We start from the raw sequence: 25897 nt of genomic DNA on the forward strand, positions 1-25897 counted from the left end.
GCCACAATCGCGAAACCCGTCTTCTTCATCGCCCGCCCATGACCGACCCTGTGTTGAACATCCCCCCGCGCGACAAGGCCGAGATCCTGGCCCAGGCGCTGCCCTACATCCGCAAGTTCCACGGCAAGACCATCGTCATCAAGTACGGCGGCAATGCCATGACCGACCCCGAGCTGCAGGCCGACTTCGCCGAGGACGTGGTGCTGCTCAAGCTGGTCGGCATGAACCCGGTGGTGGTGCACGGTGGCGGCCCGCAGATCGAGGCGGCGCTCAAGCGGCTCGGCAAGACCGGCCACTTCATCCAGGGCATGCGCGTGACCGACTCCGAGACCATGGAGGTGGTCGAGTGGGTGCTGGCCGGCGAGGTGCAGCAGGACATCGTGGGCCTGATCAACCAGGCCGGCGGCAAGGCCGTGGGCCTGACCGGGCGCGACGGCGGCCTGATCCGGGCGCAGAAGCTCAAGATGGCCGACCGCAACGACCCGAGCCTGCATCACGACGTCGGCCAGGTCGGCGACATCGTCTCGATTGACCCCAGCGTGGTCAAGGCGCTGCAGGACGACGCCTTCATCCCGGTGGTGAGCCCGATCGGCTTCGGCGAGGACAACGAGAGCTACAACATCAATGCCGACGTCGTCGCGGGCAAGCTCGCGACCGTGCTGCAGGCCGAGAAGCTCATGATGCTGACCAACACGCCCGGCGTGCTCGACAAGAACGGCACGCTGCTGACCGACCTCAGCGCGCGCGAGATCGACGAGCTGTTCGCCGACGGCACCATCTCGGGCGGCATGCTGCCGAAGATCGAGGGCGCGCTCGATGCGGCCAAGAGCGGCGTCAACGCGGTCCACATCATCGACGGCCGGGTGCCGCACGCGATGCTGCTGGAGATCCTGACCGATCAGGCCTACGGCACCATGATCCGCGCCCGCTAGCCTTCGTACCCGCGCGGATTGCCCTGCTGCCAGCGCCAGCTGTCGGCGCACATTGCATCCAGGCTGCGCGTGGCGCGCCAGCCCAGCGTGTCTTGCGCCAGCGTCGGGTCGCCCCAGTAGGCCGGCACGTCGCCGGGTCGGCGCGGGCCGATGTGGTAGGCGATCTTTCGCCCGCTCGCGCGCTCGAAGGCCTTCACCACGTCGAGCACCGAGGCCCCGAGGCCGGTACCGAGGTTCACCGTGACCAGGCCGGGTTGCGACTCGGCATGGCGCAGTGCTGCCACGTGTCCTTCGGCCAGGTCCATCACGTGCACGTAGTCGCGCACGCCGGTGCCGTCGGGTGTCGGGTAGTCGCCACCGTGGACGGCCAGCTGGTCTCGCAGCCCCACCGCCACCTGGCAGACGAAGGGCATCAGGTTGTTCGGCCTGCCCTGCGGATGCTCGCCGATGAGCCCGGTCTCGTGCGCGCCCACCGGGTTGAAGTAGCGCAGCAGGCCGATGCGCCAGCTCGCATCCGCACGCTGCAGGTCGCCGAGCGCCTGCTCCACCATCAGCTTCGAGCGGCCATAGGGATTGGCAGGCCGCAGCGGCGCGCTCTCGGGAATCGGCGAACTGTCGGGGTCCCCGTAGACGGTGGCGGAAGACGAGAAGATCAGGATGCGCACCCCGGCGGCCTGCATCGCCGCGGCCAGCACGAAGCTGCCATGCACGTTGTTGTCGTAGTAGCCGATCGGGTCGGCCACCGAGTCGCCCACCGCCTTCAGGCCGGCGAAATGGATCACGCCCGCGATCGGCCGCTCGGCGAAGAGCCGGTCGAGCATGGCCCGGTCGCGCACGTCGCCTTCGATGAACTCGGGCGCGACGCCACTGATGCGCGCCAGCCGGTCGAGCACGCGCCGGTCGCTGTTGCCGAGATTGTCGAGCACGAGCGGCAGGTAGCCCGCGGCCGCGAGCGCGACGCAGGTGTGGCTGCCGATGAAGCCGGCGCCGCCGGTGACGAGGATGGTCTTTGGCATCTGGAGCTTGAGGCTTGGGTCGAGAATGGCTGTCGATTCTGCGCGACATCCAGGGCATGCCCGGTTGGCGCGCGCTCACTGCCCTGTGCGAGAATCATTTTTTTACATTTTGCACGCGCCCCATGCAGAACGACGAGCCGAGCGCCTCAGGCGCCAACAGCGAAAGTCCAGAACCCGTGGCCGCACCGACCCGCAAGCGGCCCAAGCCGGGCGAGCGGCGCGTGCAGATTCTGCAGGCGCTGGCGGCCATGCTCGAGCAGCCGGGGGCCGAGCGGGTGACCACCGCCGCGCTGGCGGCGCGGCTCGAGGTGAGCGAGGCCGCGCTCTACCGCCACTTCGCGAGCAAGGCCCAGATGTTCGAGGGCCTGATCGACTTCATCGAGCAGAGCGTCTTCACGCTGGTCAACCAGATCGTCGAGCGCGAGGCGCCGGGCCGCGAGCAGGCGGCACGCATCGTCGCGATGCTGGTGCAGTTCGCCGAGAAGAATCCCGGCATGACGCGCGTCATGGTCGGCGACGCGCTGGTGTTCGAGAACGAACGCCTGCAAAGCCGCATGAACCAGTTCTTCGACAAGATCGAGGCCACGCTGCGCCAGTCGCTGCGCGATGCGGCCGCAGGCGAAGGCTCGGCCACCCCGAGCGTCGATGCGCAGGTGCGTGCCTCGGTGCTGACGGCATTCCTGGTGGGGCGCCTTCAGCGCTTCGCGCGCTCGGGATTCCGGCGCGCACCGTCCGAGCACCTGGAAGCGGCCGTCGCGCTGATGCTCTGAGGCGTCGAGCCGATCCGGCGCAACCCGCCCGCACCTTCCGTTCATGTCGCGCGGTGCGGCGCTCCGGACGCGCGCAGGTGGATGCTATTGCCCCCATTTGCAACCCCTATTCGCACCATGTCGGTTCTGCCACAGAATCGAACTCCTTCCCCACAACCGAGAAGAGGAGTTCGACCATGAGCGACGACAAGACAGAGGCAAAGTGTCCTTTCAGCAAGGCGCCCGAGAGCGGCACCACCAACCGTGATTGGTGGCCCGAGCAGTTGCGGGTCGATCTGCTTCACCAGCACTCCTCCAAGTCCGATCCCATGGGTGAAGCCTTCGACTACGCCGCGGAGTTCAAGAGCCTCGACCTTGCCGCGGTGAAGAAGGACCTCGCCGCCGTCATGACCGACTCGCAGGAGTGGTGGCCCGCCGACTTCGGGCACTACGGTCCGTTCTTCATCCGCATGGCCTGGCACAGCGCCGGCACCTATCGCATCGGCGATGGCCGCGGTGGCGCAGGCCGTGGGCAGCAGCGCTTCGCGCCGCTCAACAGCTGGCCCGACAATGTGAGCCTCGACAAGGCCCGGCGCCTGATCTGGCCGGTCAAGCAGAAGTACGGCCGCAAGATCTCGTGGGCCGACCTGATCATCCTCACGGGCAACGTCGCACTCGAGACGATGGGCTTCAAGACCTTCGGCTTCGGCGGCGGCCGCCCCGACGTCTGGGAGCCCGACCAGGACGTGTACTGGGGCCGCGAGACCAAGTGGCTCGGCGGCGACGTCCGCTATTCGCGGGGCTCGCCCGGGGTCGAGAAGGAGGGTGCGGTGCTGCCGAAGGACGACGACAGCCAGGTGCCGCACTCGCGCGATCTCGAGAACCCGCTGGCGGCCGTGCAGATGGGCCTGATCTACGTCAACCCCGAAGGCCCGGACGGCAAGCCCGATCCGATCGCCGCAGCACACGACATCCGCGACACGTTCGCGCGCATGGCGATGGACGACGAGGAAACCGTGGCGCTGATCGCCGGCGGCCATACCTTCGGCAAGACCCACGGCGCAGCCTCGGCCAGCCATGTCGGCGTGGAGCCCGAAGCGGCCGGCATAGAACTGCAAGGCCTCGGCTGGAAGAGCGACTACGGCAGTGGCAATGCCGGCGACACGATCAGCAGCGGCCTCGAGGTGACCTGGACCACCACGCCGACCAAGTGGACTGCCAACTTCTTCTGGAACCTGTTCGGCTACGAGTACGAGCTGACCAAGAGCCCCGCGGGTGCCTATCAATGGGTGGCCAAGGGCGCCGGGGCGACCATTCCGCATGCCCACGATCCGTCGAAGAAGCTGGTGCCGACCATGCTGACCACCGACCTTTCGCTGCGCTTCGATCCGGCCTACGAGAAGATCTCGCGGCGCTTCATGGAGAACCCCGACCAGTTCGCCGACGCCTTTGCGCGCGCCTGGTTCAAGCTCACGCACCGCGACATGGGTCCGCGTGCGCGCTATCTCGGCCCCGAGGTGCCGGCCGAGGAGCTGATCTGGCAGGACGTGGTCCCCGCGGTCGACCATCCCCTGGTCGATGCGCAGGACGTGGCGGCCCTGACGCAGAAGGTGCTGGCATCGGGCCTCACGCCCGCGCAGCTGGTCGCCACGGCCTGGGCGTCGGCCTCCACCTTCCGCGGATCGGACATGCGCGGCGGTGCCAACGGCGCCCGGATTCGCCTGGCGCCGCAGAAGGACTGGGCGGTCAACCAGCCCGAGCAGCTGGCCAAGGTGCTGCAGGTGCTGGAAGGCGTGCGCAGCGACTTCAACGCGGCGCAGAGCGGCGGCAAGAAGATCTCGCTGGCCGACCTGATCGTGCTCGCCGGCGGCGCCGGTGTGGAGCAGGCCGCCCGCAACGGCGGCCGCGAGGTCAAGGTGGCCTTCACGCCCGGGCGCACGGATGCCTCGCAGGAGCAGACCGATGTGCCTTCGTTCGAGCCGCTGGAGCCGTACGCCGATGGCTTCCGCAACTTCGTGAAGGGCCGCTACGAGGTGCCGGCCGAGGTGCTGCTGATCGACAGGGCGCAACTGCTGACCCTGACCGCGCCCGAACTGGCGGTGCTGGTGGGCGGGCTGCGCGTGATCGGCGCCAATGCCGGGGCGTCCACGCACGGCGTCCTGACCGCCAAGCCGGGTGCATTGAGCAACGACTTCTTCGTCAACCTGCTCGACATGGGCACGGTCTGGAAGCCGGTGGGCGGCAACGCCGAATTCGAGGGCCACGACCGCAAGTCGGGCGAACGCAAATGGACCGGCACCCGTGCCGACCTGGTGTTCGGCTCGAACTCCCAGTTGCGTGCGGTCGCCGAGGTCTATGCGAGCGCGGATGCCAAGGACAAGTTCGTCGATGACTTCGTGGCCGCATGGACCAAGGTCATGAACCTCGACCGCTTCGACGTCGCCTGAAGCGGCAACGGCGGGGCCGGGCAGTGGGTGATCAGATCATCGACTTGCCCTGCTTGAGGACGAAGTCGCAGGCCTTGCGAGTCACCTGTTCCTTGAGCCCGCCGCCCGTCAGGTCCATCTTCTTGCCGTCGGTGCCGGTGAGGATGCCCTGGGCGCCTGCGACGTAGCCCGGGTCGGCGGCCGGCTTGTCGCCGCCGCCGAGCTTGCCCATGAGCTTGTCCTTGACCGATGCGGCGTCGCCGCCGCTCAGGTAGTTGTTCTTGAGGCAGTACTCGATCACGCCGGCCGCATTGCCCATGCTTCCCGAGGCCATCGAACCGAGAGCGCTGCTGCTGCCGCCGCCGCCGGCCAGGCCCTTGAGCGCGTCCAGGCCCTGGGCCTGCACGAAGCCGGCGCTCCCGATCAGCAGCGCGATCGCGCTGACGCGCATGAAGCGTTGGTGGATGCTGTTCATGTTCCGCTCCTTTGGATTCCGAGTGAGTCTCGAAGGAACCATAGCGGAAGTCCGGGCCCTTCCCGTGACGGCATTTGAAACAGTTGGTGGCAGTGTTTTCTCGCCGGCTTTCAGTTCACCGTGACGCCCACCTTGCGGCCCGCATCGACGATCTCGCTCCACGTCGCATCGTCGAGCCAGATGCCTTCGCGCTCGCGCGCAGCACGCGCGCTGCGCTCGGGCTCGCCGGCGATCTGCACCGCGTCGAAACCCGCGCCCGGCGGGCTCTGGCGCAGCCAGTCGATGAAGGCTGCGGCTTCCTGGTCGAAGCTGTCCCGGGTGCCGAGCCGGGCGGGATCGATCAGCACCGCGAGCATGCCGTTGAGCACGGTGCGCGCGGTGTCGGCCGGGCGGTGCCAGGTGCCGCCGCCGGTCAGTGCGCCGCCGAGCAGCTCGCAGGCCACCGCCATGCCGTAGCCCTTGTGTTCGCCGAAGGTCATGAGTGCGCCGAACAGGCCATTGCCCTGCGGCACCACCACCACGCCGGGGTCGTCGGTCGGCTGGCCCCGCTCGTCGATCAGGTGGCCCGGCGCGACGCGCTCGCCCTTGTTGTAGGCCACGCGCATCTTGCCCTGCGCCACGCGGCTGGTCGCGAAGTCGAGGATGAAGGGCTCGGCGCCGGCCAGCGGAATGCCGATGCAGCAGGGGTTGGTGCCGAAGCGGCCGTCGCCGCCGCCCCAGGGCGCGACCACCGGCCGCGACAGCACGTTCACGAAGTGCATCGCGACCAGGCCCTGCGCCACCGCCATCTCGGCGAAGTGGCCGATGCGGCCCAGGTGATGCGCCGCCGACAGGGACACGATGCAGCTGCCGTGCTGCTTCGCACGCGCGATGCCGAGCTCCATCGCCTGCACGCCGACGATCTGGCCGTAGCCGTGCTGGCCATCGAGCGCGAGCATGGCGCCGCTGTCGAGGTTGATCTTGACCGAGGCGTTGGGCATCAGGCCGCCCTCGGCCACCGCATCGACATAGCGCGGCAGCATGCCGACGCCATGCGAGTCGTGGCCGCTGAGGTTGGCGAGCACCAGGTTGTCTGCCACCTGGCGCGCCTCGGCCGGCGCGCTGCCGGCTGCTTCGAGGATGGCGCCGACCTGCGTGCGCAACCGTTCGGCGGCGAGTGTCTTGGGCATGGCTGGGTTGCTCCTACATGACCGCGCCGACTTGCCACGGCACGAATTCGTTCTGGCCGTAGCCGTGGCGTTCGCTCTTCGACTGTTCGCCCGAGGCGGTCGCGAGCACGAGGTCGAAGATGCGCTGGCCCATCTCCTGGATCGACACCGAGCCTTCGACGATCTCGCCGCAGTTGATGTCCATGTCTTCTTCCTGCCGCTGCCACAGCGCCGAATTGGTGGCCAGCTTGAGCGAGGGCGAGGGGGCGCAGCCATAGGCCGAGCCGCGGCCGGTCGTGAAGCAGATCAGGTTGGCGCCGCCCGCCACCTGCCCCGTGGCGCTGACCGGGTCGTAGCCCGGCGTGTCCATGTAGACGAAGCCGTGTGCAGTCACCGGCTCAGCGTATTCGTAGACCGCCTCGAGATTGCTGGTGCCGCCCTTGGCCACGGCGCCGAGCGATTTCTCGAGGATGGTCGTGAGGCCGCCGGCCTTGTTGCCCGGCGAGGGGTTGTTGTTCATCTCGCCCTCGTTGATCTCGGTGTAGTGCTCCCACCAGCGGATGCGCTCGACCAGCTTCTCGCCCACCTCGCGCCGCACTGCGCGCCGCGTCAGCAGGTGCTCGGCGCCGTAGACCTCGGGCGTCTCGGAGAGGATCGCGGTGCCGCCGTGCGCCACCAGCAGGTCGACCGCGGCGCCTAGCGCGGGATTGGCGCTGATGCCCGAATAGCCGTCCGAGCCGCCGCACTGCAGCCCGATCGTGATGTGCGATGCGCTGACCGGCTCGCGTACCGCCGCGTTGGCGCGCGGCAGCATCTCGTTGATGAGGGCCACGCCCTTTTCGACCGTCTTGCGCGTGCCGCCGGTGTCCTGGATGTTGAAGACGCGCAGGTTCTCGCCTTCGGCCAGGTTGCCGGTCGCGAGCCAGGCGTTGATCTGGTTGGCCTCGCAGCCCAGCCCGACCACCAGCACCGCCGCGAAGTTGGCATGGGTGGCGTAGCCCGTGAGCGTGCGCTCGAGGATCTGCATGCCCATGCCGCCGGTGTCCATGCCGCAGCCGGTGCCGTGCGTGAGCGCGACCACGCCGTCGACGTTGGGAAAGTCCGCGAGCGCCTGCGGATTGCTCCTGCGCGAGAAGTGGTCGGCGATCGCGCGCGCGGCCGTGGCCGAGCAGTTGACGCTGGTCAGCACGCCGATGTAGTTGCGCGTGGCGACGCGGCCGTCGGCGCGGCGGATGCCCATGAAGCTGGCCTCGCGCCGAGCGGGCGGCGGCTTGACGTCGGCGCCATAGGCGTAGTCGCGCTCGAAGTGGCCCTTGTCGGGCCCCATGTCGAGGTTGTGCGTGTGGACGTGCTCGCCGGGTGCGATCGGCCGGCTGGCGAAGCCGATGATCTGGTTGTAGCGGCGCACCGGCTCGCCCGCCGCGATCGCGCGCACCGCGACCTTGTGGCCAGGCGGTATCAGCCCGCGCACCGCGACGCCTTCGACGCTGGTGCCGCCGACCAGCTGGGCGCGCGCGATGACGACGTCGTCGGCCGGATGGAGGCGGATAAAAGGGTTCATCGTGGGCTCCCGTTTCTCGTGGTTCCGTGGGTCACTGCATGATCTTCGGCAGCCAAAGCACGGTGGCCGGCCAGTAGGTGATCAGCGCCAGGCTCAGCAGCAGCGGTATCAGCCACGGCAGGATCGCCATGGTGGTGCGCTCGATGCTCAGGTTGGCGATGCGCGCGAGCACGAACAGCACCATGCCCATGGGCGGATGCAGCACGCCGATCATGAGGTTGAGCACCATCACCACGCCGAAGTGCACCGGGTCGATCCCGAGCTGGTTCGAGATCGGCAGCAGGATCGGCACCAGGATCGTGATCGCCGCGGTGGTCTCGAGGAAGCAGCCGACGAACAGCATCAGCAGGTTCGCGAGCAGCAGGAAGACCCAGGCTTCCTTGGTGAAGGCGAGCACCCAGGCCGCGATGTCGGCCGTGACGCCGGTGGCCGTGAGCATCCAGCCGAAGATCGATGCGGCCGCGACGATGAACAGCACGGTGGAGGTCGACTCGACGGTCTCGAGGCAGACCTTCACGAACATCTTCCAGCTCAGCGTGCGATACCAGAAGAAGCCCAGCACCATGGCCCAGACGCAGGCCGCGATCGCGCCTTCGGTGGCGGTGAAGAGGCCGTTCGCCATGCCGCCGATCAGCAGCACCGGCGTCATGATGGGCAGCACCGCCTCGAACTTGAACATCTTGTCGGCGACGAACAGGATCACCAGCGCGATGAGCACCGCCGGCTGCGCGGGTGCGCCGAAATCGTCGACCGCGATCCACAGCAGCGTGGGCCAGAGGCAGACCACCAGCAGTTCGACCAGCGCCTTCATGAGCCGAGGCCACTGGAACTTGACGTCCGCGCCCCAGCCGTTCTTGTGTGCGTAGTAGGTGACCGTGAGCATCATGAGGATGGTCATGATCGCGCCCGGCAGGATGCCCGCGATGAACAGCGCGCCGACCGACACGTTGGCCATCATCCCGTAGATCACGAAGGGCAGGCTGGGCGGAATGATCGGGCCGAGCGTGGCCGAGGCGGCGGTCACGCCGACGGCGAATTCGGTCGAGTAGCCGTGCTCCTTCATCGCCTTGATCTCGATGGTGCCGAGGCCCGCGGCGTCGGCGATGGCCGTGCCGCTCATGCCCGAGAAGATCACCGAGCCCAGCACGTTCACATGGCCGAGCCCGCCCCGCAGCCACCCTACCAGCGCGAGCGCGAAGTTGTAGATGCGGTTCGTGATGCCCGCGTTGTTCATCAGGTTGCCGGCCAGGATGAAGAAGGGCACGGCCAGAAGCGGAAAGCTGTCGACGCCGCTCACCATGCGGTGGATGACGACGAAGCCCGGCAGGTTGCCGCTCCAGAGGATGTAGACCAGCGAGGCGCCGGCCATGGCCACGGCGACCGGAATGCCGGCGCTCATGAAGAGAAGGAATGCGATCTTGAGCATGCGGCTTCCTCAGCGGTCGTGGATGGCGGTCTCGGGCCGCTCGAGCACGGTGTAGCCGCGCCGCCAGTGCACCACGCTGACCTGGATCGAGCGCGCCAGCATGGCGACGAAGCCGAACAGGCAGACGGCGTAGACGATGTTCATCGGCAGGTCGACGATGGTCATGCTGGCGTTGTTGCCGATCTTGGCCATCATCTGCGCGGTCATGACCACAGCCGCGACGAAGAACAGCGTGCGCACCACATCCACCGCGAGGCCCATGAAGCGGCACATTGCGGGCGGCATGTGGCGGTAGAAGAAATCGACCTGGATGTGGTTGTTCTTGGCCACGCCGATTGCGGCCCCAACGAAGACGACGCCCACCAGCAGGTAGCGCGCGATCTCCTCGGTCCACGAGGCCGAGTCGTTCATCACGTAGCGCGTGACGAACTGGTAGAGCACCGTGAGCCCGAGCAGCCAGAAGATGCCGAGGGCCAGCCAGCCTTCGAAGATGGTGTCCGAGAGGTCGACCGCCTCGTCCTTGACATGGAACTCGCCGTCGTCGCCGAGCAGTTTCTCGTCGCTCATCGTGTCTCCTATCGTTCTTCGGGTGAAGGCCCGGCGCCGTGCCGGGCCTGCGTGCGGTCGGCCGGCTACTTGATCGCGATGATGCGGTCGTAGTCCTGCTGGCGATAGCCCTGGTCGGTCGGCTTGGTGGCCTTGAGCACGGCTTCGCGGAAGGCGTTCTTGTCGACCGTGATGACGTTGTTGCCCTTCTTCTTGAACTCGTCGACCAGCCGGCCCTCGGAGGCGATGATCTCGCGGCCGGTCTTCTCGGCGGCTTCCTGCATCACCTCGCTGAAGATCTTCTTCTCGTCGGGCGTGAGCTTGTTCCAGAGCTGGCCCGAAGTCACGGTGAGCAGCGAGTCGACGATGTGGCCGGTCAGCGAGATGTTCTTCTGCACCTCGTAGAACTTCTTGGCCTCGATGGTCGGCAGCGGGTTCTCCTGCGCGTCGACCGTGCCGCTCTGCAGCGCGAGGTAGACCTCGGCGAAGGCGATCGGCGTGGCGTTGGCGCCCAGCGACTTGGGGAACGCCAGGTAGGCCGGCGCATCGGGCACGCGGATCTTCAGGCCCTTCATGTCCTCGGGCTTGCCGACCGGCTTGGCTGCGGCCGAGGTCACGTGGCGCGCGCCGTAGTAGTTGAGGGCGGTGATGTGGTTGCCGCTCTTCTCGTCGTAGCCCTTGGCCAGTTCCTTGAAGACGTCGCTCTGCGCGTACTTCATCAGGTGCTCGGAGTCGCGGAATATGAACGGGAAGTAGGTCACCGCCAGCGGCTTGTAGGTGTTGCCCGCGAAGCTCGCGCCGGTGAGGATGATGTCGACCGTGCCCAGCGTGAGGCCCTGGTTGATGTCGCTCTCCTTGCCGAGGCTTGAGGCCGGGAACACTTGGATGTCGTACTTGCCGTTGGTGCGCTTCTTGATCTCCTCGGCGGCCCACACCGAATACTTGTGGAAGGGCTCCGAGGTCTCGTAGACGTGGGCCCACTTGAGCTTGGTCTGGGCCTGCGCGAGTCCGAAGCTGCCGAGCGCCCCGGCCGCAAGGGCGCAGGCGACGAGGGTCTTGAGGGCGAAACGTTTGCTGGTCATCGACTTGTCTCCGTTGTGGTTGGAAAGGAAAGACTGACTGGGCTGGCGGATCAGGAAACCTTGGCGCGGCGCCAGCTCGCGCTGAACCTCTGATGGGACTTGTCCATGTGGGCGTGCATGGCGTCGCGCGCGGCGTCGGCGTCGCGCGCGGCGATCGCGTCGCGGATCGCCTCGTGCTCGGCGATTGCGCTGCGCCACGACTTCACGGTCTCGAAGTAGCCGCCCAGGCGCGTGAAGATCGGCCCGTTGCGCGAATCCCAGAAGCCCTGCACCGTCTCGGACAGCACCACGTTGCCGCAGGCCTCGACGATCGCGAGATGGAAGGCGCGGTCGCCCTCGAGCGGCATCATGTTGCGGTCGGCCGTCTCGCGCATGTGCTCGATGGCCTGGCTCATGGCATCGATGTCGCGGCGCCTGGCCGCCGCGGCGGCCAGCGCCGCGGTCTCTCCCTCGACCACGCGGCGCGCACGGATCAGCTCGAGCGGCCCCCACTCGGCCGCCGCCACGGGCGCTGCAGCCCGGTGCGAGCGATCGAGCACGTAGACGCCCGAGCCGGTGCGCACCTCGACCCAGCCCTCGACCTCGAGCGCGATCAGTGCCTCGCGCACCGAGGGCCGGCTGACGCCGAGCTGCTTGGACAGGTCGCGCTCGGCCGGCAGCCGGGCGCCGACCGCGAACTCGCCGGCCGCGATCAGCGCGCGCAGCTGATCCGCGATCTGGCGATAGAGGCGCTGGGGCTCGACGGTCTGGAGCGGCACGTGGGAAGGTCGGGCAAGGGCGGTTAAGGGTTGTCCTGAATTGGACAAGTGGTAAGGCCAATTCAGAATACGGTCGGCACCGGGGCGCAGCCATCGGGCGAAACCCTGAACGCGCCGCGGCCCGGCGGCCTCACCATCGCCACCAGCTTTCGAGAGGAACATCCCATGAGACTTCAGGGCAAGACCGCGCTCGTCACCGCGGCCGGACAGGGCATCGGCCACGCGAGCGTGCTGGCCATGGCGGCCGAGGGCGCGCAGGTGTGGGCCACCGACGTCAACGAGAAACTGCTCGAGCGCTACGCAGGCGTCGCCAACGTCAGGACCGCCAGGCTCGACGTGCTCGACAAGGCCGCCATCGAGGCCTTCTTCAAGACGCTGCCGACGCTCGACGTGCTGTTCAATTGCGCGGGCGTGGTGCACAGCGGCACCGCGCTCGACGCCACCGACGACGATCTCGAGTTCGCCTTCCACCTCAACGTGCGCGCCCAGTTCTGGACCATCCGGTCGGTGCTGCCCGCGATGCTCGCGGCGGGCCGCGGCAGCATCATCAACATGGCGAGCGTCTGCTCGAGCATGAAGGGCCTGCCGAACCGCTTCGTCTACGGCACCACCAAGGCCGCGGTGCTGGGCCTCACCAAGAGCGTGGCCGCCGACTACGTCACCAAGGGCATCCGCTGCAACGCGGTCTGCCCCGGCACCGTCGACACGCCTTCGCTCGGCGAGCGCATCAATGCCAATGCCGATCCCGAAGAGGCACGCAAGGCCTTCATAGCACGACAGCCCATGGGCCGGCTGGCGCGGGCCGAGGAAATCGCGCCGGTGGTGGTGTTCCTGGCCAGCGACGAATCGGTGTTCGCCACCGGCCAGGCCTTCACGGTCGACGGGGGGATCATGATATGAACCAGCTCGATTTCAACGGCCGCCACGCGGTCGTCACGGGCGGCGCCACGGGCCTGGGCTTCGGCATCGCCAAGCGGCTGATCGCCTCCGGCGGCAGCGTGACGCTCTGGGACCTCGACGGCGAGGCGGCCAGCAAGGCCGCCTGGGCACTCGGTGCCAAGGCCTATGGCCTCGCGGTCGACGTCTCGCAGCAGCCCTCGGTGGCCAAGGCCGTGGCCGCCACGCTGGCGCAGGCCGGGCGCATCGACGCGCTGGTCAACAGCGCCGGCATCACCGGACCGAACACCAAGGTGTGGGACTACCCGGTCGATGCCTGGCGCCAGGTGATAGAGGTCAACCTCACCGGAACCTTCATCTGCTGCCGCGAGGTGGCGGGCCAGATGCGCACGCAGGGCTACGGCCGCATCGTCAACATCGCCTCTGTGGCCGGCAAGGACGGCAACCCCAACGCGAGCGCCTACAGTGCGAGCAAGGCCGGCGTGATCGCGCTGACCAAGTCGCTCGGCAAGGAGCTCGCCGACACCGGCATCCGCGTCAACTGCGTAACGCCGGCAGCGGTGAAGACCGCGATCTTCGACCAGATGACCCAGGAGCACATCGCCTTCATGCTGTCGAAGATCCCGATGGGTCGCTTCGGCACGGTCGAGGAAGTCGCCGCGATGGTGAGCTGGCTCTGCACCGAAGACTGTTCCTTTTCCACCGGCGCGACCTTCGACCTCTCGGGCGGCCGCTCCACCTTCTGAACTGCAACCAAGGACAACCATGAAACTCGTTCGCTACGGCAACCCGGGCAAGGAAAAGCCAGGCCTCATCGACGCCGAAGGCAAGCTGCGCGACCTCAGCGCGGTGATCGGCGACATCGGCCCGGCGCAGCTCGGCGACGCCACGCTCGACAAGCTGCGAAAGCTCAAGGTCGACAAGCTGCCGCTGGTCAGGGGCAAGCCGCGCTTCGGCTGCCCGGTGGCCAAGGTCGGCAAGTTCGTCGCCATCGGACTCAACTACGCCGACCACGCAGCCGAATCGAACATGCCGATCCCGAAGGAGCCGGTGGTGTTCACCAAGGCAGTGAGCTGCATCCAGGGCCCCAACGACCCGGTCATGCTGCCCAAGAACTCGGTCAAGAGCGATTGGGAGGTCGAGCTCGGCGTGGTCATCGGCACGCGCGCACGCTATGTCTCGCAGAAGGATGCGCTGAGCTACGTCGCGGGCTTCTGCGTCATCAACGACGTGAGCGAGCGCGAATGGCAGCTCGAGCACGGCCTGACCTGGGACAAGGGCAAGGGCTTCGACACCTTCGGCCCGATCGGCCCCTGGCTCGTGACCCGCGACGAGGTGCCGAATCCGCAGAAGCTCGCGATGTGGCTCGACCTCAACGGCAAGCGCATGCAGACCGGCAATACCAAGACCATGGTCTTCAACGTCGCCAAGCTCGTGAGCTACGTGAGCCAGCTCAACACGCTCGAGCCCGGCGACATCATCACGACCGGCACGCCGCCGGGCGTCGGCATGGGCGTCAAGCCGGAGCCCGTGTTCCTGCGCAAGGGCGACGTCATGACGCTCGGCATCGAGGGCCTCGGCGAGCAGCGGCAGGACGTGGTGGCGTTCAAGCTCTAGGGTTCGGCGTTCGCGGCCCGGGAATCCGGGCTGCGCGAACGTTTTCCATGCCGGGCAGAATCACCCGCATGCAACGTCGCCATCTCATCCTCTGCGGCGCCGGCGCGGGCCTCGCGGCCGCCTGGCCCATCGCCGCCCTGGCCGCCGACAGCCGCGATACCCAGCCCATCCGCCTCGTCGTTCCCTTCGGCGCCGGCGGCGTCGCCGACCTCACGGCGCGGGTGGTCGGCAAGGCCATGGCCGGCCAGCTGGGCCAACCCGTGATCGTCGACAACCGGCCTGGCGCAGGCGGCGTGGTGGCCGGCACCATGGTTTCCACGGCCGCGCCCGACGGCCTCACGCTGCTGCTCATGAGCAACGGCACCGCGGTCAGCGAGGGCCTGTTCCAGCGCCTGCCCTTCGATACCCGCAAGGATTTCGCACCCGTCTCGCTGATCGGATATTTCGACCTCGCGATCGTGGTGCCCGAAGGCTCGCCGCTGCGCAGCCTGTCGGATCTGGTGGCTGCGGCCAAGGCGCGCCCCGGTGCGCTCAACATCGGCAGCGTGGCGATCGGCAGCACCCAGAACCTCGCCGCCGAACTGTTCAAGACCCGCGCCGGCATCGACGCCCAGGTCGTGCCTTTCAACGGCACGCCTGCGGTGGTCACGGCGCTGCGCAGCGGGCAGATCGATGCGGCGGTCGAGATCCTCTCGCCGGTGATGCCGCAGATCGGCGCCAAGGCGCTGCGGCCGCTGGCCGTGATGGGCGTGCGCCGCAATCCGGCGTTGCCGGCGGTGCCCACGGTGGCCGAGGCCGCGCCCGCGCTCAAGGACTTCGACGTGCGCTCCTGGAATGCGCTCGCGGCGCCGGCAAGGACGCCGCGCGATCGGGTCGACCGGCTCAATCAGGCGCTGCGCAGCGCCCTGGCCTCGCCCGAGGTCCGGCAGCAGCTCGCGACGCTGAACGTGCAACCGCAGGCCGGCACGCCCGAGGAACTGGCCGCGCTGCTGGCGAGCGAGATCGTGCGCTGGAGCGGCGTCATCGCGGCGGCCGGCATCCCGAAGCAGTGACGCCGGCCCCGGCGAAGAAGGAGACCTCCCCATGCAACTCGATCCAATCGGCCTCGTGGGCTACGGCGAGGTCGGCAAGACCTTCGCCGCCGGCCTCCGGGACAAGCCCGGCGTGCGCGGCGTCGCCGCCTGGGACCTGAAGTTCGCGGACCCGGTGCGCCAGGCCGCCGAGTGCGCGCACGCGGCCGAGGCGGGCATCGAGGCCTGCAGCGACATGCGCGCGCTGTGCCAGGCCAGCGACTTCGTGATCTCGGCCGTCACGGCCTCCAACACGCTGGCGGTGGCACGCGAGGCGGCGCCACACCTGCGGCCCGGCACGGTCTTCCTCGACCTCAACTCGGCCTCGCCGGGCACCAAGCAGCAGTGCGCGGCGCTGGTCGACGCGGCCGGCGCGCACTATGTCGAGGCCGGCGTGATGACCTCGGTGCCGCCCTATGGCATCCGCGTGCCGATGCTGCTGGGTGGCGCGCGCGCGGCCGCGCTGGCCGAGGCGCTGGTGGCCTGGGGCCTGGACACGCGGGCGGTCAGCGACCGGCTCGGCGTCGCCAGCGCGATCAAGATGAGTCGCAGCGTGATGATCAAGGGCCTCGAGGCGCTCGTGATCGAGAGCTACGCCACCGCGCGCGCCTACGGTGTCGAGGCGCACGTGCTGCCCACGCTGCAGGAAACCTTTCCGAGCATCGACTGGAGCCGGCAGGGCGCCTACTTCTTCAGCCGCGTGGTGCAGCACGGCCAGCGCCGCGCCGAGGAGATGCGCGAAGCCGCCAACACCGTGCGCGAGGCCGGCTTCGCGCCGGTCATGACGGCGGCCATTGCAGAGAAGCAGCAATGGGTGGCGGACCTGGCCAGGCAAGGGTTGTTCGACGGGCTCGACAAGGATTCGGACTGGCAGGCCTACGCCGACCGGTTGCTGGCGGCGCGGCAACCGCAGGCGTGAGCGGGGCGCCGAGCGGCGCCCCTCACTCCCTGTGCAGCAGCTCGAAGGTCTCGCGGATCAGCTCGCGCGTCGCCTGCTGGGTCAGCGTCGCGGGCCGCAGCGCGCTGACCGCCGTGAAGAGCGGAATGCGCAGCGTCGGCGGTGCGATGCCGCGCATCACGAAGGCCGACGGATTGATCGAGCGCGTGACCGCGTTGCGCGGCAGCACCGCGTAGCCCGAGCCGTCGGTCACCAGGTCGAGGATGGCCGAGACGCCGTCGATCTCGAGCGCCACCTGGGGCCGGCAGCCGATGCCGGCCATCTCGGATTCGAGGTGCATGCGGATCGCGTTGGGCTGGCTCGGGATCACGAGCGGCAGCTTCGCGACCTCGGCGAGGCCGATCGGGCCCGGCGGCGGGTCCTCCGCCAGGCCGACCGGACGCGGCCCGACCAGGTAGAGCGCCTCCTCGAGCAGCGGCTGCACGTCGAGCTCGGCGGTCGGCCGCGCGTTGTAGAGCACGGCGATGTCGATGCCGCCGTGGGCCAGCCGTTCCTGCATCGCGGCCGACAGGCCTTCGCTGATCGACAGGCTGGCCTCGGGCAGGCGGCGCCGGAAGGCCCGCGTCAGCGGCACCGTGAGCACGCGCGCCACGCTGGGAGGCAGCCCGACCGCGACCCTTCCCGCGAGCGAGCCGCGCAGCTGGCCGAGCTCGTCGCGTGCGCGCTGCACCTGGTGCAGGATGCCGCGACCATGGGCCAGCAGCAGCAGGCCGGCCTCGGTCGGCGTGGCACCGCGGCCGTTGCGCACCAGCAGGTTCTGCCGCAGCTCGACCTCGAGCAGGCGCACCTGGCGGCTCAAGGCGGGCTGGGCGATGTCGAGCGCCGCCGCGGCGCGCGTGAAGCTGCCCAGCTCGGCCACACGGACGAAATAGCCAAGCTGCTTCAAATCCATGGCTGCGATGGCTTGTTGGGCATGCAGCGCGATGATATGCCGAATCGTTCTAGCTGCTAGTCGGTTATGACGCTGGCGTTGGTGCGGATCGCGCCGCAGAATCGCACCCAGACCCCAGGAGACATCTGCATGGCGACCGAGATCAAGGGCATCTCATCGATGGCCACCCGCCAGCTGCTCGGCGAGCTGGCAACCCGATACAAGGAACGGAGCGACGTCGCGGTGGCGATCGAAGCGGTGGGCGGCGTCGATGCCGCCAAGCGCGTGCTGGCCGGCGAAGCCTTCGACGTCGTCATCCTGGCCTCCGACGCGATCGACAAGCTGAGCGCGGCGGGCCGCATCGAGCCCGGCACCAAGACCGACCTGGTGCGCTCCGGCGTGGCGGTGGCGGTGAAGGCCGGCGCACCGCATCCCGACATCGGTTCCGAAGCCGCGCTGCGCAGCGCCGTGCTGGCGGCGCGCAACCTCAGCTATTCCACTGGCCCGAGCGGCGTTGCGCTGGCCGCGCTGTTCGAGCGCTGGGGCATCGCGGCGCAGATCAAGGACCGCATCGTGCAGGCGCCGCCCGGCGTTCCGGTCGGCACGCTCGTCGCGCGCGGCGAGGTCGAGCTCGGATTCCAGCAACTGAGCGAGCTGATCCACCTGCAGGGCATCGACCTGCTGGGCGCGCTGCCGGCCGAGATTCAGATCGTCACGACTTTTTCAGGCGCGGTCTGCGCCGGATCGGCCCGCGCCGAGGCCGTGCGTGCCATGCTGGACTTCATGGCCTCGCCCGAGACCGAGGCCGCCAAGCGCGCGCAGGGCATGGAGCCTGTCTGAGACCTTGCGGGACAGACCAAGAAACTGCGCAGCAGTTTTTGCTCTGACCTCAACTGATTTAGTGACTTAACCAGGAGCAACCCGACATGATCATCGACGTCCACGGTCACTACACGACCGCCCCCGCAGCCCTCGGCGCCTGGCGCGACCTGCAGATCGCCGGCCTCAAGGACCCGTCCAAGGCGCCCAGGGCCAGCGAGCTGAAGATCAGCGACGACGACATCCGCGAGACGATCGAGAACAACCAGCTCAAGCTCATGAAGGAGCGCGGCTCCGACCTCACGATCTTCAGCCCGCGCGCGAGCTTCATGGCGCACCACATCGGCGACTTCGAAACCTCGTCGACCTGGGCCGCGATCTGCAACGAGCTCTGCTATCGCGTGAGCCAGCTGTTCCCGGACCATTTCATCCCGGCCGCGATGCTGCCGCAGTCGCCGGGTGTCGATCCCAAGACCTGCATTCCCGAGCTCGAGCGCTGCGTGAAGGAATACGGCAACGTCGGCATCAACCTGAACCCCGATCCGAGCGGCGGCCACTGGACCAGCCCGCCGCTGAGCGACCGCCAGTGGTACCCGATCTACGAGAAGATGGTCGAGCACGACATCCCCGCGATGATCCACGTCAGCACCAGCTGCAACCCGGCCTTCCACACCACCGGCTCGCACTACCTCAATGCCGACACCACGGCCTTCATGCAGTGCCTGACCTCGGACCTGTTCAAGGACTTCCCGACCCTGCGTTTCCTGATTCCCCACGGCGGCGGCGCGGTGCCCTACCACTGGGGCCGATTCCGCGGCCTGGCGCAGGAGCTCAAGAAGCCGCTGCTCGACGAGCATCTCCTCAATAACATCTACTTCGACACCTGCGTCTATCACCAGCCGGGCATCGACCTGCTGAACACGGTGATTCCGGTCAAGAACGTGCTGTTCGCCTCCGAGATGATCGGCGCCGTGCGCGGCATCGACCCGACCACGGGTCACTACTACGACGACACCAAGCGCTACATCGAATCGAGCAAGATCCTGAGCGACGCCGATCGCCACCAGATCTACGAAGGCAACGCGCGCCGCGTGTTCCCGCGGCTCGACGCCGCCCTCAAGGCCAAGGGCCTCTGACCCTTCAACAAGGAAGCAAGACCATGTACGAACTCGGAGTCGTCTATCGCAACATCGAGCGCGCCGACAGCGCCACGGCCGACGCGCTCGCCAAGCTCGGCTCGGCCACGGTGCACGAGGCCATGGGCCGAGTCGGCCTGCTCAAGCCCTACATGCGGCCGATCTATCCCGGCGTGCCGGTGTCGGGCACCGCGGTCACGGTGCTGCTGCAGCCCGGCGACAACTGGATGATGCACGTCGCGGCCGAACAGATCCGTCCCGGCGACATCGTGGTTGCCGCAGTCACGGCCGAATGCACCGACGGCTACTTCGGCGACCTGCTCGCGACCAGCTTCCAGTCGCGCGGCGCACGGGCGCTGATCATCGATGCCGGCGTGCGCGACGTGAAGACGCTGCAGGAGATGAACTTCCCGGTCTGGAGCCGCGCGATCTCGTCCAAGGGCACCATCAAGGCGACGCTCGGCTCGGTCAACATCCCGGTGGTGTGCGCGGGCATGCTCGTGACGCCCGGCGACGTGATCGTGGCCGACGACGACGGCGTGGTCTGCGTGCCGAAGGCCATGGCGGCCAAGGCGCTCGAGGCTGCCACCGCACGCGAAGCCAACGAGGGCGCCAAGCGCGAGAAGCTGGCTTCGGGCGTGCTGGGCCTCGACATGTACAAGATGCGGGAGCCGCTCGAGAAGGCCGGCCTGCGCTACATCGACTGAACCCATTTCCTTCTTCAAGTTTTTTTCGACATGCAAGTCTCCCGACGTCTCTTCGCCCTCGCCACCGCCGCTCTGTCCGTGGCGGCCCTGCCGACCGGCGCCTTCGCCCAGCAGCAGTTCCCGACCAAGCCGGTGCGCATCATCACGCCGTTCCCGGTGGGCGGCGGACCCGACGGCGTTGCGCGCCTGGTGGCCGACAAGCTCTCGCGCGCCTGGGGCCAGCCCGTGGTGGTCGAGAACCGCCCGGGCGGCAACGGCTTCATCGCGATCGATGCCTTCAAGCGCGGCGCCAAGGACGGCCACGACATGCTGGTGGTCGACAACGTGCACCTCGCGGCCTATCCGGCGCTGTTCAAGAAGCTGCCCTACGACCCGGTGAAGGACTTCGACACGCTGCTGCCGCTGTTCAAGACCTACTTCTTCTTCACGGTCGCGACAGACAGCAAGTACAAGTCGGTCGGCGACATCATCGCGGACGCCAAGGCCAACCCCGGCAAGCTCAACTTCGGCTCCTGGTCGATCGGCAACCCGGTGCACCTGGGCTCGGAGCTGTTCGCGAGCACCGCGGGCATCAAGATGGAGCACGTGCTCTACAAGGAAACCACCCAGCTCTACACCTCGGTGTCGACCGGTGAACTGGCCTTCGCGCTCGGCAGCGCCGCCACCGCGGGCCCGCTGCAACGGGCCGGCAAGCTGCGCTTCCTGGCCGTGACCGCGCCGCAGCGGCTCTCGAGCTTCCCGGACGTGCCGACGGTCGGCGAATCGGGCGGCCCGAAGGGCTTCGAGGTCACGGGCTGGAACGCGATCGCAGTGCCGCCGGGCCTGCCGCCCGCCGTCACCGAGAAGATCAAGAAGGACATCGAGACCGCACTGGCGAGCCCCGACGTGCAGGAGAAGTTCAAGAGCTTCGGCTACGAGCCCTTCCCGCAGACGCGCGACCAGTTCAACCAGTTCGTCAAGGCCGAGACACAGCGCTTCGGCGACGTGATCCGCAAGGCCAACATCACCCTGGACTAACACCATGACCGAATTCACCAAGACCCCTGGCTGGCTCGACTGGTACGCCGGCCCCTCGAAGCCGCGCTTCAAGGTGCCGCCGGGCAGCGTCGATGCGCACTGCCATGTGTTCGGCCCTGGCGACCAGTTCCCGTTCGCCCCCGAGCGCAAGTACACGCCCTGCGACGCCTCGAAGGACCAGCTGTTCGCGCTGCGCGACCACCTCGGCTTCGACAAGAACGTCGTCGTGCAGGCCACCTGCCACGGCGCCGACAACCGCGCGATGGTCGATGCGCTCAAGGCCTCCAACGGCCGCGCCAAGGGCATCGCCACCGTGAAGCGCAGCATCAGCGACGCCGAACTGAAGGAACTGCACGAGGCCGGCGTGCGCGGCGTGCGCTTCAACTTCGTCAAGCGGCTGGTCGACTTCACGCCCAAGGACGAGCTGCTGGAGATCGCCAACCGCATCGCGCCGCTCGGCTGGCATGTGGTGATCTACTTCGAGGCGGTCGACCTGCCCGAGCTGTGGGATTTCTTCACGGCGCTGCCGACCACGGTGGTGGTCGACCACATGGGCCGCCCCGACGTCGGCAAGCCCGTGGACGGCCCCGAGTTCGAGCTGTTCCTGAAGTTCATGCGCGAGCACACCAATGTCTGGAGCAAGGTGAGCTGCCCCGAGCGCCTGTCGCTCACCGGCCCCAAGGCGCTGGACGGCGAGCAGGCCGCCTACCAGGACGTCGTTCCCTTCGCGCGCAAGGTGGTCGAGAGCTTCCCCGACCGCGTGCTGTGGGGCACCGACTGGCCGCATCCGAACCTCAAGGACCACATGCCTGACGACGGCCTGCTGGTCGATTTCATCCCGCAGATCGCGACCACCGCCGAACTGCAGCGCAAGCTGCTGGTCGACAACCCGACGCGTCTGTACTGGCCGGAGCTGAAGTAATGTCCCTCGACAAGCCCTACAAGGACGTGCCCGGCACGACCATCTTCGATGCCGAGCAATCGCGCCTCGGCTACCACCTTAACCAGTTCTGCATGTCGCTCATGAAGGCCGCCAACCGCGAGCGCTTCAAGGCCGACGAGCGGGCCTACCTCGACGAGTGGCCGATGACCGAGGAGCAGAAGCTGGCGGTGCTCGCGCGCGACCTCAACCGCTGCATCGCGCTCGGCGGCAACATCTATTTCCTGGCCAAGATCGGCGCCACCGACGGCAGGAGCTTCCAGCAGATGGCGGGCAGCATGACCGGCATGACCGAAGAGGAATACCGCGACATGATGATCAAGGGCGGCCGCTCGGTCGAAGGCAATCGCCGCATCGGCGAGGACGGCACCGCGCAGGCGCATCGCCAGCCGCAGGGAGCGGCCGGCAACAAGGGCAACTGACATGGCACGCATCACCGCATCCGTCTACACCTCGCACGTGCCCGCCATCGGCGCGGCGCTCGATCTCGGCAAGTCGAACGAGCCCTACTGGCAGCCGCTGTTCGCGGGCTACGACTTCTCCAAGCAATGGCTCAAGGACAACAAGCCCGACGTCGTGTTCCTGGTCTTCAACGACCACGCGACCGCCTTCAGCCTCGACATGATCCCGACCTTCGCGATCGGCACCGCCGACAGCTACCAGCCGGCCGACGAAGGCTGGGGCCCGCGCCCGGTGCCGGTGGTCAAGGGCCATGCGCCGCTGGCCTCGCACATCGCGCAGAGCGTGATCCAGCAGGACTTCGACCTCACGATCGTCAACAGGATGGACGTCGACCACGGCCTCACGGTGCCGCTGTCGCTGATGTGCGGCCAGACCGAGGCCTGGCCGTTTCCGGTCATTCCGTTCGCGGTCAACGTCGTGCAGTACCCGGTGCCCAGCGGCCGCCGCTGCTTCATGCTGGGCCAGGCGATCCGCCGCGCGGTCGAGTCCTTCGACGAAGACCTCAACGTGCAGATCTGGGGCACCGGCGGCATGAGCCACCAGCTGCAGGGTCCGCGCGCCGGCCTCATCAACGCCGACTGGGACAACAAGTTCCTCGACCGCCTGATCGCCGACCCCGACGGCCTGTCGAAGGTGCCGCACATCGACTACGTGCGCGAAGCCGGCTCCGAGGGCATCGAGCTCGTCATGTGGCTGATCGCACGCGGCGCCATGGCCGACGTCGCGGGCGGCAAGCCGCCGAAGGTCGCGCGCCGCTTCTTCCACGTGCCGGCTTCCAACACGGCCGTGGGCCATCTCATCCTGGAGAACCAATAACATGAGCAACAAGACCATCAAGGTGGCGCTCGCCGGCGCCGGCGCCTTCGGCATCAAGCACCTGGACGGCATCAAGAACATCGAGGGCGTGGAAGTCGTCTCGCTGGTCAGCCGCGAGCTCGACAAGACCCGTGAAGTGGCGGCCAGGTACGGCATCGCCCACGTCACGACCGACCTGGCCGACTCGCTCGCGATCGAGGAAGTCGATGCCGTGATCCTCTGCACGCCGACGCAGATGCATGCCGCGCAGAGCATCGCGGCGCTGAAGGCCGGCAAGCACGTGCAGGTCGAGATTCCGCTGGCCGATTCGCTCAAGGACGCCGAGGAAGTGGTGGCGCTGCAGAAGGCGACCGGCCTTGTCGCGATGTGCGGCCACACGCGCCGCTTCAATCCGAGCCACCAGTGGGTGCACAAGAAGATCGAGGCGGGCGAGTTCAACATCCAGCAGATGGACGTGCAGACCTACTTCTTCCGCCGCACCAACATGAATGCGCTGGGCCAGGCGCGCAGCTGGACCGACCACCTGCTGTGGCACCATGCGGCGCACACGGTCGACCTGTTCGCCTACCAGGCCGGCAGCCCGATCGTGAAGGCCAATGCGGTGCAGGGCCCGATCCATCCGACGCTGGGCATCGCGATGGACATGTCGATCCAGCTGCAGGCGGCCAACGGCGCCATCTGCACGCTGTCGCTGTCCTTCAACAACGACGGTCCGCTCGGCACCTTCTTCCGCTACATCGGCGACACCGGCACCTACCTCGCGCGCTACGACGACCTGTTCAACGGCAAGGACGAGAAGATCGATGTCTCGAAGGTCGACGTCTCGATGAACGGCATCGAGCTGCAGGACCGCGAATTCTTCGCCGCCATCCGCGAAGGGCGCGAGCCCAACTCCAGCGTGGCCCAGGTGCTGCCCTGCTACCAGGTGCTGCAGAAGCTGGAGCAGCAGCTGCAGGGCTGATGCGAGCCGTTAGATGAACAAGCGACAACTCGGTCCCTTCGCGGTCGGCGCCATCGGCCTCGGCTGCATGAACCTGAGCCACGCCTACGGCGTGCCGCCGTCGGCAGAGGAGGGCGAGCGCCTGCTGCTGGCGGCCTTCGATGCCGGCGTGACGCTGTTCGACACCGCCGCGCTCTACGGCTTCGGTGCCAACGAGGAACTGGTCGGGCGCGCGATGAAGCCGCACCGCCAGGCCATCACGCTGTGCAGCAAGGGCGGCATGGCCGGCGTGCGCGGCGACGACGGCACGATGCGCCGGGTCATCGACGGGCGTCCCGCCACGCTGCGCCGCAATTGCGAGGACAGCCTGCGGCGCCTGCAGACCGAGGTCATCGATCTCTACTACCTGCACCGCTGGGACAAGTCGGTGCCGATCGAGGAGTCGGTCGGCGAGATGTCGCGGCTCGTCGAAGAAGGCAAGGTGCGGACACTGGGCCTTTCGGAAGTCTCGGCCGCCACCTTGCGGCGCGCCCACGCGGTGCATCCGATCACCGCGGTGCAGAACGAATACTCGCTGTGGAGCCGCAACTGCGAGATCGGCGTGCTCGAGGCCACGCGCGAACTCGGCGTTGCGCTGGTCGCCTTCAGCCCGCTCGCGCGCGGCTTCCTGTGCGGCACGCTGACCGACGTGACGGCGTTCGACGCCAAGGACATCCGGCGCGCGATGCCGCGCTTCTCGATCGAGAACCATGCGCGCAACATGGCGCTGCTGCCGGCCTATGCGGCGCTCGCGCACGAGGCCGGCTGCAGCCCCGCCCAGCTCGCACTGGCCTGGCTGCTGCATCGCGGCGACCACGTCATCCCGATTCCCGGCACCGCGCAGATCCCGCACCTGCAAGAGAACATCGGCGCCGACGGCGTGGCGCTCGCTGCGGACCTGATCGCGCGACTCGACGTGCTGATCAACCAGCACACCGTGGCGGGCGAACGCTACGGCGCGCAGAGCAGCGCCGAGGTCGATACGGAAGTCTTCGCGCACTGAGCGCGCGGCGCGCATCGAGGCCCTGTGGCCGGCGCAGACGCTAGCGTGTGGTCGACATCACGGTCGCGCGGCAGCGCGGCTGTTCGCGTGGAGCGAGCAGCACGCAGTTGTCGAGCGCACGCCGCTGCATGTCGCTGAGCTTGGGCGGCGCCTGCTGGTAGCGCGGCTGCGGCCCGTAATAGGGCGGCGGGCCTCCGTAGCCCGGGGCCGGGCGGTAGTACGACGGCGGCGGCGGTGGCGGCGGATAGTAGGCCGGAGGCGGCTGGTAATAGCCCGGCGCCGGTGCGTAGTAGACCGGCGGCGGCTGCACGTAGACCGGCTGCGGCGGGGGTTGGTAGTAGCCGGGTGTCTGTACCTCGACCGACCAGTTGGCCTGGGCATGAGCCACGACCGCGGCCGTGCATGCGGTGACCGCCAACGCGGTCGCGCAGGCCCATTTCACGAGCGGGATGCCGATAGGGCGCACGAGAGATTCTCCAGATGTGG

The 25897-nt window shown here is 68.1% G+C and carries 27 protein-coding genes; 17 read left to right on the forward strand and 10 right to left on the reverse strand.

The window, feature by feature from the left end; genetic code table 11:
• Nucleotides 1–38: 38 nt before the first annotated feature.
• Nucleotides 39–932, forward strand: coding sequence for an acetylglutamate kinase (argB, locus tag QTH87_RS01495; protein WP_286606288.1), 894 nt, complete (start codon nt 39–41; stop codon nt 930–932).
• Here argB and galE read toward each other — a convergent pair.
• Nucleotides 929–1948 (reverse strand): UDP-glucose 4-epimerase GalE, encoded by a 1020-nt coding sequence (gene galE, locus QTH87_RS01500; RefSeq protein WP_286606289.1) that lies wholly within the window; start codon nt 1946–1948, stop codon nt 929–931. The two genes, argB and galE, sit on opposite strands and share 4 nt — an antisense overlap.
• 122 nt (nt 1949–2070) lie before the next feature.
• Between galE and slmA the strand changes: the two genes are divergently transcribed.
• Both slmA and katG read left to right on the forward strand, forming a co-directional pair.
• Nucleotides 2071–2718 carry a nucleoid occlusion factor SlmA gene (gene slmA / locus QTH87_RS01505; protein ID WP_286606291.1) on the forward strand — a complete coding sequence of 216 codons (648 nt, stop codon included), beginning with the start codon at nt 2071–2073 and terminating at the stop codon, nt 2716–2718.
• A gap of 176 nt (nt 2719–2894) precedes the next feature.
• Complete coding sequence (gene katG, locus QTH87_RS01510) at nt 2895–5144, forward strand: catalase/peroxidase HPI (RefSeq protein ID WP_286606293.1); 2250 nt, start codon at nt 2895–2897, stop codon at nt 5142–5144.
• A 31-nt stretch (nt 5145–5175) separates the two neighbouring features.
• Here the strand turns inward: katG and QTH87_RS01515 are convergent, their stop codons facing one another.
• The 7 genes from QTH87_RS01515 to QTH87_RS01545 form a co-directional block, all read right to left on the reverse strand.
• Entirely contained in the window at nt 5176–5598 is a 423-nt protein-coding gene (locus tag QTH87_RS01515; RefSeq protein WP_286606295.1) for a YjjA family protein, read from the reverse strand.
• A 110-nt stretch (nt 5599–5708) separates the two neighbouring features.
• A complete protein-coding gene (locus QTH87_RS01520; RefSeq protein ID WP_286606297.1) occupies nt 5709–6767 on the reverse strand; it encodes a malate/lactate/ureidoglycolate dehydrogenase in 1059 nt (352 codons plus the stop codon).
• A gap of 13 nt (nt 6768–6780) precedes the next feature.
• On the reverse strand, nt 6781–8307 hold the full coding sequence (locus QTH87_RS01525; RefSeq protein ID WP_286606298.1) for a UxaA family hydrolase: 1527 nt from the start codon (nt 8305–8307) through the stop codon (nt 6781–6783).
• Nucleotides 8308–8338: 31 nt separating this feature from the next.
• On the reverse strand, nt 8339–9733 hold the full coding sequence (locus QTH87_RS01530; RefSeq protein ID WP_286606300.1) for a TRAP transporter large permease: 1395 nt from the start codon (nt 9731–9733) through the stop codon (nt 8339–8341).
• A gap of 9 nt (nt 9734–9742) precedes the next feature.
• On the reverse strand, nt 9743–10300 hold the full coding sequence (locus QTH87_RS01535; RefSeq protein ID WP_286606302.1) for a TRAP transporter small permease: 558 nt from the start codon (nt 10298–10300) through the stop codon (nt 9743–9745).
• 65 nt (nt 10301–10365) lie between these two features.
• Nucleotides 10366–11361, reverse strand: a complete 996-nt coding sequence (locus QTH87_RS01540; protein ID WP_286606304.1) for a sialic acid TRAP transporter substrate-binding protein SiaP — start codon at nt 11359–11361, stop codon at nt 10366–10368.
• A 50-nt stretch (nt 11362–11411) separates the two neighbouring features.
• The gene (locus tag QTH87_RS01545) at nt 11412–12119 is read right to left on the reverse strand and encodes a FadR/GntR family transcriptional regulator (RefSeq protein ID WP_286606306.1); all 708 of its coding nucleotides are present in this window, start codon (nt 12117–12119) and stop codon (nt 11412–11414) included.
• Nucleotides 12120–12284: 165 nt separating this feature from the next.
• Between QTH87_RS01545 and QTH87_RS01550 the strand changes: the two genes are divergently transcribed.
• From QTH87_RS01550 to QTH87_RS01570, 5 genes are all read left to right on the forward strand, one after another.
• A complete protein-coding gene (locus QTH87_RS01550) occupies nt 12285–13019 on the forward strand; it encodes an SDR family oxidoreductase (RefSeq protein ID WP_286606308.1) in 735 nt (244 codons plus the stop codon).
• The gene (locus QTH87_RS01555; protein ID WP_286606310.1) at nt 13016–13762 is read left to right on the forward strand and encodes an SDR family NAD(P)-dependent oxidoreductase; all 747 of its coding nucleotides are present in this window, start codon (nt 13016–13018) and stop codon (nt 13760–13762) included. Before QTH87_RS01550 ends, QTH87_RS01555 begins: the two co-directional genes overlap by 4 nt.
• Before the next feature lie 19 nt (nt 13763–13781).
• Nucleotides 13782–14633 (forward strand): fumarylacetoacetate hydrolase family protein, encoded by an 852-nt coding sequence (locus QTH87_RS01560; protein WP_286606311.1) that lies wholly within the window; start codon nt 13782–13784, stop codon nt 14631–14633.
• Nucleotides 14634–14701: 68 nt separating this feature from the next.
• Nucleotides 14702–15685, forward strand: a complete 984-nt coding sequence (locus tag QTH87_RS01565) for a Bug family tripartite tricarboxylate transporter substrate binding protein (RefSeq protein WP_286606312.1) — start codon at nt 14702–14704, stop codon at nt 15683–15685.
• Between the two features lie 31 nt (nt 15686–15716).
• Nucleotides 15717–16622 (forward strand): NAD(P)-dependent oxidoreductase, encoded by a 906-nt coding sequence (locus QTH87_RS01570; protein ID WP_286606313.1) that lies wholly within the window; start codon nt 15717–15719, stop codon nt 16620–16622.
• Nucleotides 16623–16644: 22 nt separating this feature from the next.
• Here the strand turns inward: QTH87_RS01570 and QTH87_RS01575 are convergent, their stop codons facing one another.
• Entirely contained in the window at nt 16645–17553 is a 909-nt protein-coding gene (locus QTH87_RS01575; protein WP_286606314.1) for a LysR substrate-binding domain-containing protein, read from the reverse strand.
• Between the two features lie 129 nt (nt 17554–17682).
• Here QTH87_RS01575 and QTH87_RS01580 point away from each other — a divergent pair, with 129 nt between their 5' ends.
• From QTH87_RS01580 to QTH87_RS01620, 9 genes are all read left to right on the forward strand, one after another.
• The gene (locus QTH87_RS01580; RefSeq protein ID WP_286606315.1) at nt 17683–18372 is read left to right on the forward strand and encodes a substrate-binding domain-containing protein; all 690 of its coding nucleotides are present in this window, start codon (nt 17683–17685) and stop codon (nt 18370–18372) included.
• Nucleotides 18373–18458: 86 nt separating this feature from the next.
• On the forward strand, nt 18459–19487 hold the full coding sequence (locus QTH87_RS01585; protein ID WP_286606317.1) for an amidohydrolase family protein: 1029 nt from the start codon (nt 18459–18461) through the stop codon (nt 19485–19487).
• A gap of 23 nt (nt 19488–19510) precedes the next feature.
• Nucleotides 19511–20194, forward strand: a complete 684-nt coding sequence (gene ligK / locus QTH87_RS01590; protein ID WP_286606318.1) for a 4-carboxy-4-hydroxy-2-oxoadipate aldolase/oxaloacetate decarboxylase — start codon at nt 19511–19513, stop codon at nt 20192–20194.
• Nucleotides 20195–20224: 30 nt separating this feature from the next.
• Entirely contained in the window at nt 20225–21211 is a 987-nt protein-coding gene (locus tag QTH87_RS01595; RefSeq protein WP_286606319.1) for a Bug family tripartite tricarboxylate transporter substrate binding protein, read from the forward strand.
• Between the two features lie 4 nt (nt 21212–21215).
• Nucleotides 21216–22133 carry an amidohydrolase family protein gene (locus tag QTH87_RS01600; protein ID WP_286606320.1) on the forward strand — a complete coding sequence of 306 codons (918 nt, stop codon included), beginning with the start codon at nt 21216–21218 and terminating at the stop codon, nt 22131–22133.
• Nucleotides 22133–22573: a protocatechuate 4,5-dioxygenase subunit alpha gene (gene ligA / locus QTH87_RS01605; protein ID WP_286606321.1), complete on the forward strand. Its 441-nt coding sequence runs from the start codon at nt 22133–22135 to the stop codon at nt 22571–22573. Before QTH87_RS01600 ends, ligA begins: the two co-directional genes overlap by 1 nt.
• Before the next feature lies 1 nt (nt 22574).
• Nucleotides 22575–23429 carry a class III extradiol dioxygenase subunit beta gene (locus QTH87_RS01610; protein ID WP_286606322.1) on the forward strand — a complete coding sequence of 285 codons (855 nt, stop codon included), beginning with the start codon at nt 22575–22577 and terminating at the stop codon, nt 23427–23429.
• 1 nt (nt 23430) lies between these two features.
• Nucleotides 23431–24390 (forward strand): Gfo/Idh/MocA family oxidoreductase, encoded by a 960-nt coding sequence (locus QTH87_RS01615; RefSeq protein WP_286606323.1) that lies wholly within the window; start codon nt 23431–23433, stop codon nt 24388–24390.
• Between the two features lie 13 nt (nt 24391–24403).
• The gene (locus tag QTH87_RS01620; RefSeq protein WP_286606324.1) at nt 24404–25411 is read left to right on the forward strand and encodes an aldo/keto reductase; all 1008 of its coding nucleotides are present in this window, start codon (nt 24404–24406) and stop codon (nt 25409–25411) included.
• A gap of 40 nt (nt 25412–25451) precedes the next feature.
• Here QTH87_RS01620 and QTH87_RS01625 read toward each other — a convergent pair whose 3' ends face one another.
• A complete protein-coding gene (locus QTH87_RS01625; protein ID WP_286606325.1) occupies nt 25452–25877 on the reverse strand; it encodes a hypothetical protein in 426 nt (141 codons plus the stop codon).
• Between the last annotated feature and the right edge of the window lie 20 nt (nt 25878–25897).

It is taken from the genome of Variovorax jilinensis, assembly GCF_030316885.1.
In the GTDB taxonomy this organism is placed as follows: Bacteria; Pseudomonadota; Gammaproteobacteria; order Burkholderiales; family Burkholderiaceae_C; genus Variovorax; species Variovorax jilinensis.